This is a genomic window from Streptomyces polyrhachis (genome assembly GCF_042663125.1).
GTDB lineage: Bacteria > Actinomycetota > Actinomycetes > Streptomycetales > Streptomycetaceae > Streptomyces > Streptomyces polyrhachii.
This window is the reverse complement of sequence record NZ_JBHSZO010000042.1, coordinates 1-18798: the sequence shown is the minus strand read 5'-3', so window position 1 is coordinate 18798 and position 18798 is coordinate 1. Positions and strand designations below refer to the sequence as shown.

15 protein-coding genes are annotated in these 18798 nt (G+C 70.2%); 13 read left to right on the top strand and 2 right to left on the bottom strand.

Translation table 11 applies throughout. The features are described 5' to 3' along the window. Window positions 1-9: 9 nt before the first annotated feature. Window positions 10-1845 (bottom strand): glycosyltransferase family 2 protein, encoded by a 1836-nt coding sequence (locus ACFQLX_RS21995; protein WP_386417784.1) that lies wholly within the window; start codon window positions 1843-1845, stop codon window positions 10-12. Window positions 1846-2093: 248 nt separating this feature from the next. On the opposite strand from ACFQLX_RS21995, the gene ACFQLX_RS21990 reads away from it, so the two are divergent. The 7 genes from ACFQLX_RS21990 (at window position 2094) to ACFQLX_RS21960 (ending at window position 8189) form a co-directional block, all read left to right on the top strand. After that, the gene (locus ACFQLX_RS21990; protein ID WP_386417782.1) at window positions 2094-2456 is read left to right on the top strand and encodes a DUF3817 domain-containing protein; all 363 of its coding nucleotides are present in this window, start codon (window positions 2094-2096) and stop codon (window positions 2454-2456) included. Between the two features lie 63 nt (window positions 2457-2519). Further along, on the top strand, window positions 2520-3158 hold the full coding sequence (locus ACFQLX_RS21985; protein WP_386417744.1) for an AIM24 family protein: 639 nt from the start codon (window positions 2520-2522) through the stop codon (window positions 3156-3158). Then, window positions 3158-3808, top strand: coding sequence for an AIM24 family protein (locus tag ACFQLX_RS21980; protein ID WP_386417742.1), 651 nt, complete (start codon window positions 3158-3160; stop codon window positions 3806-3808). Before ACFQLX_RS21985 ends, ACFQLX_RS21980 begins: the two co-directional genes overlap by 1 nt. Beyond that, a complete protein-coding gene (locus tag ACFQLX_RS21975; protein WP_386417740.1) occupies window positions 3805-4563 on the top strand; it encodes an AIM24 family protein in 759 nt (252 codons plus the stop codon). Before ACFQLX_RS21980 ends, ACFQLX_RS21975 begins: the two co-directional genes overlap by 4 nt. 87 nt (window positions 4564-4650) lie before the next feature. Continuing rightward, window positions 4651-5433 (top strand): hypothetical protein, encoded by a 783-nt coding sequence (locus ACFQLX_RS21970; RefSeq protein WP_386417738.1) that lies wholly within the window; start codon window positions 4651-4653, stop codon window positions 5431-5433. A 153-nt stretch (window positions 5434-5586) separates the two neighbouring features. Further along, window positions 5587-7305 (top strand): acyl-CoA mutase large subunit family protein, encoded by a 1719-nt coding sequence (locus ACFQLX_RS21965; protein ID WP_386417736.1) that lies wholly within the window; start codon window positions 5587-5589, stop codon window positions 7303-7305. A 98-nt stretch (window positions 7306-7403) separates the two neighbouring features. Continuing rightward, window positions 7404-8189, top strand: a complete 786-nt coding sequence (locus ACFQLX_RS21960; protein ID WP_386417734.1) for a polysaccharide deacetylase family protein — start codon at window positions 7404-7406, stop codon at window positions 8187-8189. A 19-nt stretch (window positions 8190-8208) separates the two neighbouring features. Here the strand turns inward: ACFQLX_RS21960 and ACFQLX_RS21955 are convergent, their stop codons facing one another. Continuing rightward, complete coding sequence (locus tag ACFQLX_RS21955; protein WP_386417733.1) at window positions 8209-8877, bottom strand: TetR/AcrR family transcriptional regulator; 669 nt, start codon at window positions 8875-8877, stop codon at window positions 8209-8211. Window positions 8878-9155: 278 nt separating this feature from the next. Between ACFQLX_RS21955 and ACFQLX_RS21950 the strand changes: the two genes are divergently transcribed. The 6 genes from ACFQLX_RS21950 to ACFQLX_RS21925 all read left to right on the top strand — a co-directional run bounded on the left by ACFQLX_RS21950 (window position 9156) and on the right by ACFQLX_RS21925 (window position 18667). Further along, window positions 9156-10142, top strand: a complete 987-nt coding sequence (locus ACFQLX_RS21950) for a tetratricopeptide repeat protein (RefSeq protein ID WP_386417732.1) — start codon at window positions 9156-9158, stop codon at window positions 10140-10142. Between the two features lie 491 nt (window positions 10143-10633). Beyond that, window positions 10634-11290 (top strand): DUF6230 family protein, encoded by a 657-nt coding sequence (locus ACFQLX_RS21945; protein WP_386417730.1) that lies wholly within the window; start codon window positions 10634-10636, stop codon window positions 11288-11290. 101 nt (window positions 11291-11391) lie between these two features. Continuing rightward, complete coding sequence (locus ACFQLX_RS21940; RefSeq protein ID WP_386417729.1) at window positions 11392-11994, top strand: DUF6114 domain-containing protein; 603 nt, start codon at window positions 11392-11394, stop codon at window positions 11992-11994. Next, the gene (locus ACFQLX_RS21935; protein WP_386417727.1) at window positions 11987-13270 is read left to right on the top strand and encodes a hypothetical protein; all 1284 of its coding nucleotides are present in this window, start codon (window positions 11987-11989) and stop codon (window positions 13268-13270) included. Before ACFQLX_RS21940 ends, ACFQLX_RS21935 begins: the two co-directional genes overlap by 8 nt. A gap of 551 nt (window positions 13271-13821) precedes the next feature. Continuing rightward, complete coding sequence (locus ACFQLX_RS21930) at window positions 13822-18276, top strand: nucleic acid/nucleotide deaminase domain-containing protein (protein ID WP_386417781.1); 4455 nt, start codon at window positions 13822-13824, stop codon at window positions 18274-18276. Continuing rightward, window positions 18269-18667: a hypothetical protein gene (locus ACFQLX_RS21925; RefSeq protein ID WP_386417725.1), complete on the top strand. Its 399-nt coding sequence runs from the start codon at window positions 18269-18271 to the stop codon at window positions 18665-18667. The genes ACFQLX_RS21930 and ACFQLX_RS21925 overlap by 8 nt, the downstream gene beginning before the upstream one ends. Window positions 18668-18798 lie beyond the last annotated feature (131 nt).

Below are 18798 nucleotides of genomic sequence, written 5' to 3'. Positions count from 1 at the left end.
TGGGGCACGTCAGTTACCTCCTGAGGACATCGAAGTGGTGCTGGCGGCCGGGGTGTTGGCGGTGGGCGCCGGGCCCGCGGCACCCGCGCTCGCGGGCGCCGGCTCCCCGGCCGGTACGGGCCGCAGCCCGCCCCCGCTGCCGGCCGCCCTTCTGCGGCGGCGCTCGGCCAGCTCCCCGTAGCCCCAGATCGCGGCCGGGGCCAGCGCCACCGCCAGCGCGAGCAGCGACCAGGTGCGCATGGCGGCGTGGGTGTGCCCCAAGGCCATGGAGGCCAGGAACGACACCCCCAGCACACCGGCCCAGAAGAGGTGCACCCGGAAGGTCGCCGGCTGGTCGGCGCTGGCCGAGGCGCCCTTGGGCGTGACGACGAAGGCCGAGCGCTTGCGCAGCACCGTGTCGGCGAGGGACTTCAGGTAGATCGGCGCGCACATCGCGGACATCGCCATGCCGCCCAGCCCCCCCGATCCCTCCGGCTCGTGCGGGGAGACGTTGTGCCGGCGGTTCCACAGGTACAGGCCGATCTGCGCGGCGGCGGCGTCCGCGTACAGCATCAGCCACAGCGAGGCCGGGACCTGGGAGCCCGAGGCGCCCAGCCAGAGGAAGAGCACGCAGGAGGCCACGCCTATCAGCCAGTTGACGGCCGTCATCGGGTAGTAGGTGAGCATCAGCGTGTAGCTCCACAGCCGGCGCGCGGGCATCCGGCCCGGCTGCTTGAAGTACTGCCGCGTCCAGGTCTCGTACGTGCCCCGCGACCAGCGCAGCTGCTGGGTGAAGAAGTCCGTCCACGACTCCGGGCCCTCGCCCACCGCCAGTACGTCGGGGGTGTAGACCGAGCGCCAGTGCCGGCCCGTGGCGGGGTTCTTCGCGCGGTGCAGCTCGAAGCCGGTGGCCATGTCCTCCGTGACGGAGTCGCGCAGGCCGCCGATGCCCTGCAGCGCCGAGACGCGCACGGCGTTGTTCGTACCGACGAACATGGGGGAGCCGTAGTGGTTCCCGGCGCGCTGGATCAGGGCGTGGAAGAGGAACTGCTGGCTCTCCGCCAACTTGGTGACCGGCGCGGTGTAGTTGCCGTAGACCTGCGGGCCGACGACGAAGGCCACGTCCGGATCGCGGAAGTAACCGAGCATCCGCTCAAGGAAGTTGGGCAGCGGCACGTGGTCGGTGTCGACCGAGGCGAAGAACTCGTAGTCCCGGCCGTGCGCCTGCAGCCAGGCGTTGTAGTTGCCGTGCTTGGTCTTCGCACGGTGCGGGCCCGACTCCTGGTTCCAGTAGGGCACCCCCCGGCGGCTGAAGTGGCGCACACCCAGCTCCCGGCACAGCTCCCGGGCCTGTGCGTCGTCGCCCTCGTCCAGCAGCCAGACGTCCAGGGGGCCGTCGTGGGTGAGGGCCTTCGCGCCCTCCAGGGTGGCGCGGACCATCGCCAGGGGCTCCTTGCCCGGGACGTAGGTCGTCACGAAGGCGACGCGGGTGCCGGACCGGGGCCGCACCGGCACGGGGTCGCAGGCGACCAGGGTGGCGTGTGCGATCGAGACGACGTTGACCAGCCGGAAGGTCTCGATGAGGAAGATCGCCAGCAGCATCGCGGCATCGGCGGCGCGCAGCCAGCCGGGGGCGCCCTGGCGGTCGGTCCAGTGGCTGGGCCAGACCAGGTAGAGCAGCAGGGCGAGGGAGAGCAGCGGGGCTATCGCCATCAGGGCGACGGCGCGTATTCGGTGCGGCTCGGCGGCGAGCAGGCTCCGGGTGCGGACCCGGTAGTCCTCCCCGGGCTCCGGTTCTGTCAGCGGACCGGCGAGGAGGCTGTACCTCTCGTACGTCTTCTCGTACGGGGAGCCTCCCGGCCGTATCGTCTCAGCGCCGTCCGGCCGCACGTTCCCTCCGAGGTCTTGACGGTGAATACGAGTCCACAAAAGTGGACGTACCGGGAGATGGCGACCGGAGGGGGCCGTTCGGGACGGGAGTTAGCACGCGCGGCGGTGGGAGCGGGGCGGGACGGGCCGGAGGGGCGCGGGCGCACCGTGACACAATGGCCAGGGCTTGTGAACCGACGCACAAGACCCGCATGGACCCGATCCCCGACCCCCGAAGGCCCACCGTGGACATCAAGACCGCCTCCGCACTGCACCGCCTCCGCCTCGTCTCCGTGCTGGAGGCCGTCTCCTTCCTCGTGCTGCTGGCCTGCTCGGTCCTCAAGCGCACCACCGAGTTCGACGCGGTGCCGGTGATGGGCCCGGTGCACGGCGTGCTCGTCGTGCTCTTCGTCGCCCTCCTCGCCGTCGCCTGGTACCGCACCCGGTGGGGCTGGAAGCGCCCGGCGCTCCTCTTCGTCCTCTCCCTGCTGCCGGCCGGCGGCTTCTTCGCCGACCGGTCGCTGCGGGGCGAGACGCAGGCCGCGGTGGCCGCGGCGCACGCGGGCGCGGGGGATGCCGCGGGCGTCAAGGACGCGGCTCGGGCCTGAGTTGTCCACAGCTGCCCCGGACGCCCTGGCCATTGGGGCGTCCGGGGCGATAACGTCCCTCCCGTGGCTCAATTCAGGCTCCAGGGGAGCAAGGTGCTCGCCGTCGATCTGCACGGTGACGCCGTCAAGGCGAAGAACGGCTCGATGGTCGCGTACGACGGCCGGATGGCCTTCAAGAAGCTGACCGGGGGCGGCGAGGGCATGCGCGGCATGGTCACCCGCCGGCTCACCGGCGAGCAGATGACGGTGATGGAGGTCAGCGGGCAGGGCACCTGCTATCTCGCGGACCGGGCGAGCGAGATCAACCTCGTCCACCTGCACGGCGACAAGCTGCACGTCGAGGCGGGCAACCTGCTGTGCACCGACGGCGGCCTGCGCACCGGCACGGCCTTCACGGGCCTGCGCGGGGCGACCCAGGGCAACGGGCTGTTCACCACGACCGTCGAGGGCACGGGCCAGGCGGCGATCATGTCCGACGGCCCCGCCGTGGTGCTGCGGGTGGCCCCCGGGCTGCCGCTCCAGGTCGACCCCGGGGCCTACGTGGCCCACCAGGGCAACCTCCAGCAGACCTTCCAGTCCGGCGTCACCTTCCGCACGGTGCTGGGCGAGGGCGGCGGTGAGGCGTTCCAGATCCGCTTCGAGGGCGACGGCCTGGTCTACGTCCAGCCCGCCGAGCGGCTCACGGTCGGAGGCGACGTCTGATGCCCTTCACCGCGGTCAACTCCAAGATGGTCCGCGCCCAGGTCCTCCCCGGCCAGCGGCTCTTCAGCCAGCGCGGCGCCATGCTCGCCTACACCGGCGACGTCTCCTTCACCCCGAACATCCAGGGCGGCCAGGGCGGCGTCGCCGCGATGATCGGCCGCCGGGTGGCCGGCGAGTCGGCGGCGCTGATGACCGTCGAGGGCAGCGGCTCGGTGCTCTTCGGGCACGGCGGCCACCACGTCACGGTCATAGAGCTGACCGGCGACACCCTGTGCGTCGAGGCCGACCGGCTGCTCGCCTTCGACGGCTCCCTGCGCCAGGGCACGATGTTCCTGGGCGCCCAGGGCGGCGTCATGGGCATGGTCCGCGGCCAGGTCACCGGCCAGGGCCTCTTCACCACCACCCTGCAGGGCGCCGGCTCGGCCGCCGTGCTGGCCCACGGCGGCGTGATCGAGCTGCCCATCACCCCGCAGCGCCCGGTGCACGTCGACCCGCAGGCGTACGTGGCGCACCGCGGCCAGGTCACCAACAAGCTCTCCACCGCGCTCGGTTGGCGCGACATGGTGGGCCGCGGCTCCGGCGAGGCGTTCCAACTGGAACTCTCCGGCAACGGCACGGTGTACGTACAGGCATCGGAGGACAAGCTGTGACCGCCCCGGTCGTGCACGACGTGCACACGCTCCCCGGCAACGACAACGTCAACCCGTACACCTTCTGCGTGGACCTCAAGGGCCAGTGGTTCCTGCAGAAGGGCAAGATGATCGCCTACTACGGGCAGATCAGCTTCGACGGCATCGGCCACGGGCGGCTCGACCGGCTGGTGGCCACCAGCTTCCACTCCCCGCTGCACGCCTCGGACTGGGTGGTCGCCGAGGGCACCGGCAGGATGCTGCTCGCCGACCGCGCCTTCGACGTCAACTCCTTCGACCTCGACAACGGCAACCTGACGATCCGCTCGGGGAACCTGCTGGCCTTCGAGCCGACGCTCGCGCTGAAGCAGTCGATCATCCCCGGCTTCCTCACCCTCATCGGGACGGGGAAGTTCGTCGCCGCCTCCAACGGGCCGGTGGAGTTCGTGGAGCCGCCGATCCGGGTCGACCCGCAGGCGCTGGTCGGCTGGGCCGACTGCCCCGCGCCCTGCCACCACTACGACCACGGCTACCTGCGCGGTGTCGTGGGCGGGCTGCGGCAGTTGACCGGCATCGGCGGTGTCTCGGGCGAGGAGCACCAGTTCGAGTTCGTCGGCGCGGGCACGGTCCTCCTCCAGTCCAGCGAGGCGCTGATGCCCGAGCGGGCGGTCGGCACCACCCCGCAGCAGGCCGGCGTCCCCGGCCAGGGCGCCGTGCCGGGCGTCCCGCGCCTCCCCGGGAACCTCGGCGACCTCCAGCGGCGCTTCGGGCTGTGAGCGGGGTGCGGCCCTCGGTCGCATCCTTGGCATGAACCCCTCGGGGCTCAAGTTGCGAGCAGCCTCACATCCCGGACATTGGGGGGTATGACCAGCTTCGAGAATCCGGGGCCCGCGCCGGGCCCGGGCCGGGTGGATCGGGCAGGCATACCCGCAGGTGGGGCGGTAGGCGGCGCGGTAGACGGCGCGGATGCGGAGGCGGTGCGGAAGGCGGCGGCGGTCCCGGAGGACCCGCCCGCGCCCTCCGGTCCGGACGCAGGCGCCGCACCGGGCGCCCCGAGCGCCGAGAGCGCGCCCGCGTCCCGTAAACGCACCGCCCTGCGCCTCCTGCCCGTCGCGGCCCTGTGCGCCCTCGCGCTCAGCTTCGGCGGGATCTACGTGGCCCGCGGCGACGGCGGGGCGGGCCCCGTCTCCTCGATGACCCTCGACGAGCAGCTGCCCTATCCCACCGAGCTGCGCCGCGTCCTGGCCGAGGTCCAGATCGACGCCCGCGCGGCGCGCGCCATCGCCGCCGGCCGGCACGCCGGACCGGTCGTCGCGCAGAGCCTGCGGACCACCGGCGGCCACGCCCAGTGGGAGGTCGCCGTCCTGTGCGACAGCGGCCACCTGCGCCGCATCCACGTCGACCCCGGCAACGGCCGCGTCCTGGACGCCGCCGTGGACACCTACGCCGACCCCGCCGAGGTGCGGGCCGCCGCCGGTGCGCCCGTCACCGCCGCCGCGGTCGCCGAGCTGGTCGACGCGGCGGGGCGCACCCCCGTGGAGATCGCCTACGACGCGGACGCCCGCGAGTGGGCGGTGGCCTCCTACCAGGGCGGCGAGCGGCGCGAGCACCGCTACTCCGCCCGTACCGGGGAAGAGGTGGCCTGAGGTGCGGCGTCCGCGGTTCGTACCGGGCCTGGACGGCGACGTGTCCGGGGCCACCAGGCGCGCGCCTTGCGTAGGCGGGCGCCGAGCGGGGAGAATTACTAGGACGTCCTAGTAACTTCCCGCGCAACGACGCGCAGCCGAGGAGGCCCGACCGTGAATCCCCAGTCCGGTGGAGACAACGGCACCATCGAGGCGGGCCGGGCCCGCTGGCAGGCGCGCTACGACGCCGCCCGCAAGCGCGACGCCGACTTCACCACGCTCTCCGGCGACGAGGTCGAGCCGGTCTACGGCCCCCGCCCCGGCGACACCTACGAGGGCTTCGAGCGCATCGGCTGGCCCGGCGAGTTCCCCTTCACCCGCGGCCTGCACGCCACCGGCTACCGGGGCCGGACGTGGACGATCCGCCAGTTCGCCGGCTTCGGCAACGCCGAGCAGACCAACGAGCGCTACAAGATGATCCTCGGCGCCGGCGGCGGCGGCCTCTCCGTCGCCTTCGACATGCCGACCCTGATGGGCCGCGACTCCGACGACCCGCGCGCGCTGGGCGAGGTCGGCCACTGCGGCGTCGCCATCGACTCCGCCGCCGACATGGAGGTCCTCTTCCGGGACATCCCGCTGGGTGACGTCACCACCTCGATGACGATCTCCGGTCCGGCCGTCCCGGTCTTCTGCATGTACCTGGTCGCCGCCGAGCGCCAGGGCGTCGACCCGGCCGTGCTCAACGGCACGCTGCAGACGGACATCTTCAAGGAGTACATCGCGCAGAAGGAGTGGCTCTTCCAGCCCGAGCCCCATCTGCGCCTGATCGGCGACCTGATGGAGCACTGCGCGGCGGGCATCCCCGCGTACAAGCCGCTCTCCGTCTCCGGCTACCACATCCGCGAGGCCGGCTCCACGGCCGCGCAGGAGCTGGCGTACACCCTGGCCGACGGCTTCGGCTACGTCGAGCTGGGCCTGAGCCGCGGGCTGGACGTGGACACCTTCGCGCCGGGCCTGTCCTTCTTCTTCGACGCGCACCTGGACTTCTTCGAGGAGATCGCCAAGTTCCGCGCCGCGCGCCGGATCTGGGCGCGCTGGATGCGCGACGTCTACGGCGCGAAGAGCGACAAGGCGCAGTGGCTGCGCTTCCACACCCAGACCGCCGGGGTCTCGCTCACCGCCCAGCAGCCCTACAACAACGTGGTGCGCACCGCGGTCGAGGCCCTCGCGGCCGTCCTGGGCGGCACCAACTCGCTGCACACCAACGCCCTGGACGAGACCCTGGCGCTGCCCTCCGCGCAGGCCGCGGAGATCGCGCTGCGCACCCAGCAGGTGCTGATGGAGGAGACCGGCGTCGCCAACGTGGCCGACCCGCTGGGCGGTTCCTGGTACGTGGAGCAGCTGACGGACCGCATCGAGGCCGAGGCGGAGAAGATCTTCGAGCAGATCCGCGAGCGCGGCCTGCGGGCGCACCCCGACGGCCGCCACCCCATCGGCCCGATCACCTCGGGCATCCTGCGCGGTATCGAGGACGGCTGGTTCACCGGCGAGATCGCCGAGTCGGCCTTCCGCTACCAGCAGTCCCTGGAGAAGGGCGACAAGCGCGTCGTCGGCGTCAACTGCCACCCCGGCTCGGTCACCGGCGACCTGGAGATCCTGCGCGTCAGCCACGAGGTCGAGCGCGAGCAGGCCCGCGCCCTGGCCGAGCGCAAGGCCGCCCGCGACGACGCCGAGGTGCGCGCCGCGCTGGACGCGATGCTGGCCGCCGCCCGCGACGGCTCCAACATGATCGCCCCGATGCTGGCGGCGGTCCGCGCGGAGGCGACACTCGGCGAGATCTGCGACGTACTGCGCGAGGAGTGGGGCGTCTACACGGAGCCGCCGGGCTTCTGAGCGGGAGGGCCGCCCGACGCCGAGGCGGTGGGCAAGGTCACGTCCGAATTGTCCGGATCGATCTGTACATGCCGGAGGTGTCTGTACACACTCCCTGAGTGAAGTACATACGGGGAAGAGCGAAACTCGCGTGGGCGCTGCTCGCGGTCGTGGTGGCGGCGGTCGCCGTCACGGTGGCCGTGGGCAACGCCTTCGCCGTGAAGACCCTCTCGCCGCGCACCGAGCGTGAGCGGGCGGCGGAGGCCGCGGACGCGAAGGCGCCCCGGCCGGGCGCGGTGGACTGCGCCACCGCCAAGTGCGTGGCGCTGACCTTCGACGGCGGTCCGGGGGCCAAGACCCCCGAGGCGCTGCGGATCCTGGCCGGGGAGCATGTCCCGGCCACCTTCTTCCTGGAGGGCCGGCACGTCGCCCGCCACCCCGGCCTGGTCCGCGCCATCGACCGCGCCGGCCACGAGATCGGCAACCACAGCTGGAACCACCCCCGGTTGACGGAGATCCCGGCCGCCGAGGCCCGCCGCGAACTGGAACGCACCCAGCGCGCCCTGGCCGGGCTCACCGGTCGCGCGCCGGTGCTGATGCGGCCGCCCCAGGGCCGTACCGGCAAGCAGGTCTCGGCGATCTGCCGCGAACTGGGCCTGGCGCAGGTGCTGTGGAGCGTGACGGCGAAGGACTACGAGACCCATGACCCGGCGGTCATAGAGCAGCGGGTGCTCGACGGCGTACGCCGCGACGGGGTGGTGCTGCTGCACGACCAGCGCCCCGGCTCGCTGCCGGCGCTGCCCTCGATCATCGACCGCCTGAAGGCCGAGGGCTACACCTTCGTCACCTTCTCGCAGCTCCTCGCGCCCGCCGTGCCGCGGCCGGGGGAGGTCTACCGGCCGTGAGCCGCTGAGCGCCGCTTTCTCAGGGGCGCGGGCGCAGCCCCTGGGTAACGAGGGTGGCCAGGGCGGTGGCCCAGGGGGTGTCCACCGGCTCGCAGCTGACCAGGGCGCGGTGGACCACCGCGCCCGCCAGGGTGTCGAAGATCAGGTCCGCCTCGTACTCCGCCTGGCGGGGGTCGGCGGGCGGCGTCAGCTCGCCGCGCTCCTGGGCCCGGGCGCGTCCCTGGAGGACCAGGCGCTTCTGGCGGTCCACGATCGCCTGGCGGATACGGGCCCGCAGGGCCTCGTCGTCCGTCGCCTCGGCGACCACCGCCATCAGCGCGGTCCGTACCTCCGGGCGTGCCAGCAGCGCCGCGAACTGGAGGATCACCTCCTCGATGTCCGCCTCCAGGCTGCCCCCGCCGGGCGGCAGCTCCAGCTTGTCGAAGAGGTCCGCGACCGCGTCCACGACCAGCTCGCTCTTGCCCGGCCAGCGCCGGTAGAGGGTGGTCTTCGCCACGCCCGCGCGCGCCGCGACGTCGCCCAGCGTCAGCCTGCTGAAGCCGAGTTCGGCCAGCGCGGCCCGGGTGGCGGCGAGGATCGCCTCGTCCGCCGCGCGGCTGCGGGGGCGTCCCGTACGGCGCGCGGCGGTGCCGTCGGCGGTGCCGTCGGCGGAGTCGGCGAAAGGGCCGGCGGATGTGTTGCGGCTCATGCGGCGGACCCTATCCCGGCCCCGATCGGATCAGTTACGCTACGGCTCGTAGCGAAACCGAGCGGCAACCGCACGCGCCGGGTGGGGACCCGGCTCAGCTACACCGCGCATCCCCGCCGCCCCCCTTACGGCGGGGGTGTGCGATCGAACCGGCCCGGTCCGGTCGCTCCGCGGGGGTGAGCGACCGGACCGGGCGGGACGGCGCGGGACGGCAGGCGGGACGGGGCTCGGCGGGGGTTGGGGCCCCACGGCGACGGCGGATCGGGGAGGATGGGCGCATGCAGCCACGCAACATGTCCATGAGCGGCGCCGTCGACCTCGCCGCGGTGAAGGCGGCCGCCGAGGCCAAGGAGAAGGCCGAGCAGGCCCGTAGTGAGCGCGAGCGCCGGCAGGCGGCCGGAGGAGCGGCGCCGAGTGTCCCGCTGGTGGTCGACGTCGACGAGGCGACCTTCCAGGAGGAGGTCATGCAGCGCTCCACGGAGGTGCCGGTCGTCATCGACTTCTGGGCCGAGTGGTGCCAGCCCTGCAAGCAGCTCAGCCCCGTGCTGGAGCGGCTGGCCGAGGAGTACGACGGCAAGTTCGTCCTGGCGAAGGTCGACGTCGACGCCAACCAGATGATCTTCCAGGCGTTCAGCCAGCAGCTCGGCATCCAGGGCATCCCCGCGATCGTCGCGATCGTGGCCGGCCAGCCGGTGCCGCTCTTCACCGGAGTGACGCCCGAGGCGCAGATCCGCCAGGTCCTCGACGAGCTGATCACCGTCGCCGAGCAGCAGTTCGGCATCACCGGCCTGCCCGCCGGCGCGGGCGCCGGGGAGCCGGGTGACGAGGGCGCCGAGGAGCCCGCGGGCCCGCACGACGGCCCGCTCGCCGCCGCCGCGGAGGCGCTGGACCGCGGCGAGCTGGAGGGCGCGATCCTGGCGTACGAGAGCGTGCTGGCCAACGCCCCGGCCAACACCGAGGCGCAGCTCGGCCTGGCCCAGGCCCGGCTGCTGCACCGGATCGAGGGGCTGGACGCCCAGGCCGTACGCAAGGCCGCCGCCGACGACCCCTCCGACATCGAGGCGCAGTTGCGGGTGGCCGACCTCGATCTGGCCGGCGGCCACGTCCCGGACGCCTTCAGCCGGCTCGTCGACACCGTGGCCCGCACCGCCGGGGACGAGCGCGAGGCGGTGCGCGTACGGCTGCTGGCGCTCTTCGAGGTGGTCGGCGGCGAGGACCCGCGGGTGGCGAAGGCGCGCGGGGCCCTGTCGCGTGTGCTGTTCTGAGTCGTAACGCACCGATAACAACGGGCGGTGGTTTACCAAATCTTGACACTATTGGCGATTGTTGACGGACTGTGGACCGCGCGCGGTCTATTGTCCGCTAATCGTCCACAGTGCCCGCCTCTTTCCCGGCCATAATCGCAACCCTCGGTAATCACTCCCGGTAGACGGGGTGTCAGGGGGCTCGGGGTCCGTTACCTGCGAGTAACGGACCCCTTGTGTCGCTCCTCCGCATGGACCACGATCGCCTCAGCTCGGTCCCCTGACCACGGATTCGACCGTCGATCACTCGACCACCCCGAAGCCGAAGAGAAGGGGAACCCCACCGAGCGGACAGGGGGGTCGCTGCCACCCGGCGGCGCCTGTCTTCATCGGCCGTACGTGACGTACGGCCGCGGTTGTCGCTCGGGAGTGGATCGCCGGTGCCGGGGCGGATATCAGCCCGCGCCGGCCAGTGCGCATCTCCTTCCCGTATGCCCGAGAAGGAGGAACCTATGCAGTCCCAGGTACGTGGTGGGACCCGATGGAAGCGCTTCGCGGTCGTGATGGTGCCGTCCGTCGCCGCCACCGCGGTGATCGGTGTGGCGCTGGCGCAGGGCGCCCTGGCGGCGTCGTTCGCCGTCTCCGGCCAGGAGTTCAAGGTCACGGCCGACGAGCTGGACGGCCTGGGCATGACCCAGTACGGCGGCATCGACGCCGGTGTCGACTACGAGTCCGGCAAGGTGACCAAGCAGCACGCGGTCGCCATCTCCGGCTTCGACTCGGCCAAGATCACCAACATGTGCCAGTCCGTCGTGACCCCGCTTCCGGGCGGGAACAAGGTCACCCTGCGCCTTCAGGCCGGCCACAAGGGCAAGCCGGTCACCGCGGACACGCTCTACATCGACTCGTCGGCGCTGGACGCCAACGCGGTGATGACCAACATCAACATCGGTGTCGCCGCCGGTGCCGCCGGCGCCTCGGGCCCGAACGCCAAGGGACCCGGCATCGGCAAGGGCGACCACACGGCGCCTGGCGGTTTCGCCCAGGAGGCCGAGCGGGCCGTCCTGACCGACGTCGAGCAGACGGCCTGGGCGACCAGCGCCGGTACGTTCACGCTCAACGGCCTGAGTCTGCGCCTGCACTGGGGCGACGACAAGCAGTGCTACTGAGCAGTTGAGGCTGCGGGGGCGGGGTCCCCGGCCACGGGGTCCCCGCCCCCGCACCCCCCACCACACACTTACGCAATGCCGTTGCAGGGAGCTGTTTTTCCATGAGCGTCGAGTCCCCGGGCCAGGACGAGCACTGGCTGAGCCACCTGCGAGGACGTTTCAAGGCCTGGCGGGGCGGACGGCCCTTCTGGGCCGGTGTGTTCACCATCATGGGCGCCATTCCCATCGGGTACGTGCCCTACCACAACTTCCAGCTCGGCAACATGACCGTGCGGATGGCCACCACAGCCGGCGCGGGCGCGCTGATCATCGGTGTCCTGCTGCTCACCCTCGGGCTGACGATGTGGTTCCACTCCATCGTGCGGGTCTTCGCCGGTGTCGCCGCCATCGTGCTGGCCCTGGTGTCGCTCCCCGTCTCCAACTTCGGCGGCCTGGTCGTCGGATTCCTGTTCGCCATGGTCGGCGGCGCGCTCTCCATATCCTGGGCGCCCGGTGTGCCGGACGCCGGGCAGTCCGCGCCGCAGGTCGAGGGCCCGTACGACGAGCACCACGACGACGGGTACGTCTCCGGTGAGCAGCTCCTCGGTGAGTACACCGAGCCCACCGAGGCGCCCGAGGCCCAGGACGAGCCCCACGACGAGCCCGGCCGCAGCAGCGCGACCATCTCCGTGACCAAGGCGCCGGGTGGGAGCCAGTATGCGTAGTGAGCACCCCGCTACCGAGGCCGCGCCCGTCAAGCACGGCCCCCGGCACGCCGCTCCGCGCACGTCGGTGTTCACCCGCTACCGCCTCCCCGTCGGCAAGGCGGCGGCGCTGGCGTCCATGCCCACCGCCGTCCTGCTCGGCCTGACGCTCGCGCCCCAGCCCGCCGTCGCCGACGACAACCCGGCGTTCCCCTTCGCTCCCGGGCCCTGCGTGACGCAGTCCGACGAGCCGGCGGAGGAGGCGAAGACCGAGACGCCGGCCCCCGAGGCGAGCAGCACACCCAAGCCGCAGGAGAGCGCCGCGCCCGCTCCCGAGGCGAGCCCTACGCCGGCCCCCGAGGAGAGTGCCGCGCCCGAGGCCGACACCGAGCCCGCGCCGGCCGAGACGCCGACCCAGGAGACGCTGGCCGCCCCCGAGGCGAGCCCGTCGCCCAGCCCGGAGCCGACCGAGGCCCGCAGCCTGCTCGACCCGCTGGGCATCGGCGAGACGATCGGGGACCTGCTGGACGGCCCCGACGAGGAGCCCGCGCCGACGACGCAGGAGCCCACGGCGCCGGCCCCCGCCCCCGAGGAGGAGTCCCCGGCCCCCGAGGCGGAGCCCACCGCCCCCGAGGCGGGGGCCTCCACCGACGCCGCCTCCGAGGAGGGCATCCGCGAGGCGGCCGAGCAGGCGGGCGCCGAGGTCGAGGAGCTGTCCGAGGACGTCAAGGCGCCCACGGCAGAGCCCGAGGCGGAGTCCGCGACCGAGCCCGCGGCCGACCCGGAGACCGCCACCGGCGAGGACGGCAAGCCGCGCTTCCCGTGCCCCGAGCGCGACGCGGAGGCGCTGGCGGCCGCGCAGCTGGAGGAGGACGTCCCCCTGCTGCCGGACCAGCCGTGGACGCTGGAGAGCTCCAAGCTCACGCTCAAGGGCCTGAAGTACCACGGCATCGTCGAGGTCAAAACCTACTCGGGCCAGGTCAAGAAGGTCCTGAAGTTCACCGCCTCCAACGGCGTGGACATCAAGGACCTGCACCAGATCGTCGAGGGCCCCGAAGGCCACAAGACCCACATCCGGACGCCCGCGGGCACCACGTCCACCCTGACCGAGGGCACGGTGACGATGTACACCGAGTCGCTCAAGGGCAACCTCTTCGGCCTGGTCCCGGTCACCTTCAGCCCGGAGTCCCCGCCGCCGCTGGACGTCCCGCTGGCGATCTTCACCGATGCCACGGTCAAGCAGGCCGGCCAGTTCGGCGGCACCCTGCGGCTGCACATGCTGCAGACCATCGAGTAGTACGCACCGCACCCGCGAAAAAGGGGGCGGGGCCCTGCGGGTAGGAGGCCCGTGGGCACTTGGCCAGTGTGACGTTCCAAAGATGAGTCGAAACGACGCGGGTATCGCGGCGGCTGCCGTTCCGGCAGCCGCCGCGCAGCGTGCCGTCACAGGCCAGCGGCAATCTTCCCTGTTCAAACTGCTTGTTTTCGACTTAGACTGACGCAGCTCGGTTCGGGGTTCGCGCCGGATATGGGCAGACTGTAGAAGCGGCTGGGGGGAACTGGTCGCTGGGGGGAGAACACACCATGCCGCCCGTTGGGGCGTGCGTTCGGCCGTCCTGATTCCCACGGGGGGTCTGGTTCGTAGTGCCGGAAATCTCGATCCCAGCTTCCCATCGACCGGCCGCACTCCTATTCAAAAGGTGTGCGAAGTTGCGTTTCGGACTATCGGGGCCCTTGAGGTTCCCTTCCTTGGCGCGGTCACGACCGTCTGCCAAGGTCATTCCGTCCCTACTGGCCGCCGCTCTGCTGGCCGGTGTGGCCATTGGCGATCAGCCTGTTAACCCGGCCATGGATCCGGCCAGTGACTACGACTGGTATGTGGACACCACCGCTGAGCAGCTGCGGCAGGACCAGTGCCTGATGACCGAAGTCCTACGGATGGGTGGGCCGTCGATGGCCGCCATCGGCAAGGACGGTCTCAACAAGACTCCGGAGTTGCTGCACGAGCTGGCGAACCGCGACTACTGGGACGACACTCCGCTTGCCGCCGCCTACGCGACGGACAAGGCCGCCGCTCTCACGGAGCTGGATGCCCTCGATACGCTCCACGACAGTTGGAAGGCGCCACTCTCCGGCCTTGAGACGCCGGGGGGTTACACCGTGGCGGGCTTTCACTGGCCGCCCGGGACCAGCGGCGATGGAGGTCAGACCTTCCATCAGCAGACCGGCCTCCTCCAGTGGGTGGCCGACCAGTACTCGAAGAGCGACGGCGACTTCTACGAGGACACCACCGCACCGGCCGACGCTGCGACCGTTCAGGCCGTCAAGGCTCTGGGCCAGCCCCTGTACGGCAGCGACCCGGATCCGGGGCTGCCGACGAACGAGTGGAACCGGCAGTATGACCTGCATCGAGCCTACGAATATCTGACAGACCCGGGAGGTCTTGAGTCTGTCGGCGCGGACAATGCCCGCCTCTTCCTTTCTTCGGGTGGCTTCCCCCGCACGGCCCCGGCGCCAGGTACGGCGGAGTACCGGATCGCGGTCGAGGATCTGAAGAGCCGGTTCGCCGCCTGTGCCTGGCGCGACCCCCTTGACCCGGAGAAGGCCCTCGGATCGCTCACGGCCACTGCTGCCGCAGAGTGGCAGCAGGAGATCACCTCCCAGGCCACTCAGCGCAACCAGATCCTGGTCTCGAACAAGACCGCCACCCAGGCGCTCACCGCCGGATCCAAGGCGATGGGCAAACTGCTCGGCCACTCGTGGGTCGCCGACCACCTCACCCAGTGGCTGGACTACTGGTCCTCCGGCGGCATCGGCTGGCTGGGCACCTCCCCGTTCACCATCCAGGTGCCGGGCGCCACCGGCAAGTGCCTCGGCGTGCAGGGAGGTGCTACGACGAGCGGGACTGCAGTAGAGGTCGTCACCTGCGACAACACGACCGCCCAGCAGTGGAGCATTTTCGAGGGCAACAGTAACGGCGCGATCCTGCGCAACGAGAAGTCGTACAAGTGCCTCGACGTGGCCACCAACGGCACGAAGATCCAGATCTGGACCTGTGACAGCACGACGACGCAGCCGTGGCAGTTCAACCCCAGAGCCACCACGACGCTGAAGAACGTCAAGCTTGGCAAGTGCCTGAACTTCCCCACCTTCACCAACGGTCAGGACGCGCTGGCGGCCACCTGCAACACCACGACCAACCAGAAGGTCACTCCCAAGGTCTCCGCGCACAACGGCACCATCCCGGCATCGACCCAGTTCACCAAGGCCCAGGCAGGACTCACTGCCGCCCGTAGCGGGGCACTCGCCCAACTAGCTGAGGTAAACAAGCAGGCGACGAGCGCGGTGAACGCCGCCGCCGCCAGCAACACGGCCGAGCAGGCGGCGTACGCGATCGCGGACGCCAAGGGTGCTCCGCGGGGCCGGGGCCTGCTGGTCGGTCAGCAAAAAGCCCAGGTCACCCAGGGAGCCTCGGCCGCACTGGCCGCGTTGGCCAAGGCCGCTGCGACCGCCGAGGCGGCTACCCGCGCCGCAGTCGCCGACAGCGAGACGATCGCGCAGCGGGCACTGACTCAGGCGGCTCAATCGAAGGCGGAGTTCCGCCGGCAGGCCGCCTACACCGCCGAACTGCAGGCCAAGGCGGCAGCGGACGCGGCCAGGCTGCACCGCGATGCCGCCAAGAAGGACAAGGAGACCGCCGAGGCCAAGCTCGTCGAGACACTGAGTGCGGAGGCGGATGCCAAGGCGGCTGCCGCCGAGGCGCACGCCAAGCGGCTCAAGGCCGAGGCGGAAGAGGCGACGGCGAAGAAGGAGAAGGAGACCGCCGAGGCCAAGCAGGCCGAGGCCGCCCAGCACCGGCAAAACGCCGAAGCCGAAGCGGTGAAGGCCAACGACGCCAAGAACGCCGCCGAGGCGTCAGAGGCCACCGCGGTAGCCCGCAAGAACGATGCGGAAGCTGCCCGCGATCGGGCCAAGGAACTACGCGACGACGCCTGGGACGCCGCGCAGAAAGCAGACGCAGAGCGCGCCAAGGCCGATGCCAAGGAGGCATACGCCGAGGCACACGCCGCAGACAGCAACGCCCAGGAAGCCCGTGCCGCAGCCGATGCGGCGGACGCGCAAGCGACGGCAGCGGAAGCAGCAGCCAGCCGGGCACGCACGGAAGCCGACGCAGCCACCCAGGCGGCAGCCGACGCGGACGCCGCAGCCATCCGTGCCGAGGCAGCCGCCAAGCGCGCCCGCGCAGCAGCAGACGATGCCCAGGCCGCGAAGCTGAAGGCCGATGCCGCAGTACGCACTGCCACCAGCGCAGCTGCTGACGCCATCGACGCTGCGGAGCATGCCGTCAGCGAGGCGAATTTCGCGGTCAAGGCCGCCGATGAAGCGGAAGCACAGGCCAAGACCGCGAAGAGTGAGGCGGACGCCGCACAAGTTGAAGCCGACAAAGCCATGGTCACAGCAGCCAAGGCAGCGGGCTTCGCCCACATCACCGCTCAGGCGGCAGTGGACGCCGGCAACGCAGCCGCCCAGGTGGCCGCTCCGGCGAACGACGCGATCCAGCTCGGCTCGCCCTACGTCACCAAGGACTCCGCCGCCGGGCTGGTGGTCTTGACCGGGCAGGCGTCGAAGACGATCGCCGCACAGCAGCAAGCCGTCGCGGACGCACACGCCGTGAACGCAGCAGAAGAAGCAGCGGCAGCCCAGGCCATTGCCACCCAGGCACAAGGAGACGCCAAGGCCGCCTACCAGCACGCGGCGAATGCCGCCGGATACGCGGCACAGGCCCGCGGCTACTCCAAGGAAGCCCTCACCTACGCAGCGGCCGCCGCAACAGCAGCGGCCAAAGCCCAGCAGTCCCTGGCCCGCACCATCGGCTACCAGGCACAAGCAACCGCAGACGCTCTGGCAGCGGATCAGGCCGCCGGACGCGCGGAAGGACACGCCGAAGCAGCCCGCGCCTCCGCAGACCAGGCCGCGCTCGACGCCGCCGCCGCCCGTACCGCAGCGTCCCAAGCGGATCAGGCCGCCGCAGACGCCCGCGCCGCCGCAGACCGAGCCGACGTAGCAGCAACAGCGGCAGAGGAAGCCGCCAAACAGGCCCAGGAATACGCCGAGTCCGCTCAGCAGGCAGCCGAGGCAGCCGAAAATGCGGGGAACGCCAAGCAGATCGAGACCGGAACGGTCCTTGACGAAAATGGCATCTCCATCAAGGGCCTGTTCTACGTCGTCAAACACATAGAGCAAGTGGGTGACACGCAGGTACTGAGTAAGACGAGTGGCTGTGATGGATGGTGGAACCATCTCGTCTATGACGGTGACTGCACGATCAATGCGAAAATCGGATACAAGGCCGATCTTGACCTATATCTGTGCACCACCGATGTAATAGCGAACACATGCCCCTCTGACGTGACGGTGTATCTGGGCGAGCACACGACCGGAACGCTGTACAACGAAGTTGAACACACCATCACAATCGCAGAATACCAAAAGGATATCGACCCGGTCGATATTCTTTTCGGTAGCTGGATCAGATGCTTCCATAAGCTCACTCCTGCCACTGACGGCGGAAGCTGGGGTGGCTGCGGCTGGGCACTTGTAGATGTGGCGACTCTACTCGCTGGCAAGGTCTTGCGCCCCATCGCAGATGCCGTTAGGGCGATAGACGCCGCCGCTAAGACCGGCATCGGGTTCACCGACGCCTTCAAGGCGCTGCGTACCCTTGGCCTGGCTGACGACGTCGTGGCTCGAATTGGTTCCCGGGCGATGGACGCGCTCGTCCAGTTCTGCACTAGGAGCCGGGCCACTATGCTCCTGACCACTTCAGCGTCCGTGCCTGGCGATGAATGTATCGGTTTGATCCTCTATAACAGCGATGAACTGAGCCATATGGCTTACCAGTTCAGGACTGAGTCCGGCTTCTACGGAGCGAGTCACAACGTCGCTGTCGCCAGGGTGCCGGGTTGGAATGATCCCAAGACCGGAGATCTCGTAGTTGCCAGCAGCAGCTTTTCCGGCCACTCGGAGACGGCGATTTTGGACATGCTGAAAGCGAAGGGATTTGATCCTCGCCAGATAACCGCTCTGTACTCCGAGCGGCAACCCTGTGGAGATTGCGCGTCCGAATTGGCTGCCGCGCTTAAAGAGGGAACGCCGATCTCATGGTCGGTCCCCTATTTTGCCGGAATTGAGTCCGGGGCGAAGGAGCTTTTGGCCGAATATATTAAAAAAGCAGGTGGTGCGCATTTGGCAAATTCCCTGTCGGAAGCACGACAGGAAGAGGAGGAGAATCTTCATGGGTGAGAAATTTGATTCGAAATCGAATGCCATCGAATCACTGGCAAATAAAGCCTGCCATGTACTGATGCAGGCTGGAATTCCCGCTCGTAGGGGAGATATTGAGGGTGGGGTGAAAGGCGGCCCCGGCGCGGAGGTTCGCGTAGACAACCCTTCCGCCAGTGGCGTTCTGGTGGAATGGAACACGGGGGAGGAACTGAAGGTCGCCGCTGTGAATTCCTTGGCGAGTGGAGTTGATCCTTTGGATCTCCCCTATGAAATTCGTCATTTCGAAACAGTCCATCGCAGCATGCGGGGAGCTATTCTGGAAATCCTCTCATCGGCGGGGTTTGACGTCGAAGAAGCGGATGGGCACGCCCATGGGACTGCAGTTTACGTAAAGGGATTTTTGTCCTGATTCAATTCGCCAGGTCCCGTCGGCGGCGAGCCATAATAGCGCCGACGGGACCTCGCGAGTCCGACATGGTCGCGACTTAGAGGATGTCTCACGTGGTGAGCTTCGCGAGTCTCTTGTAGCAGGTGAGGGCT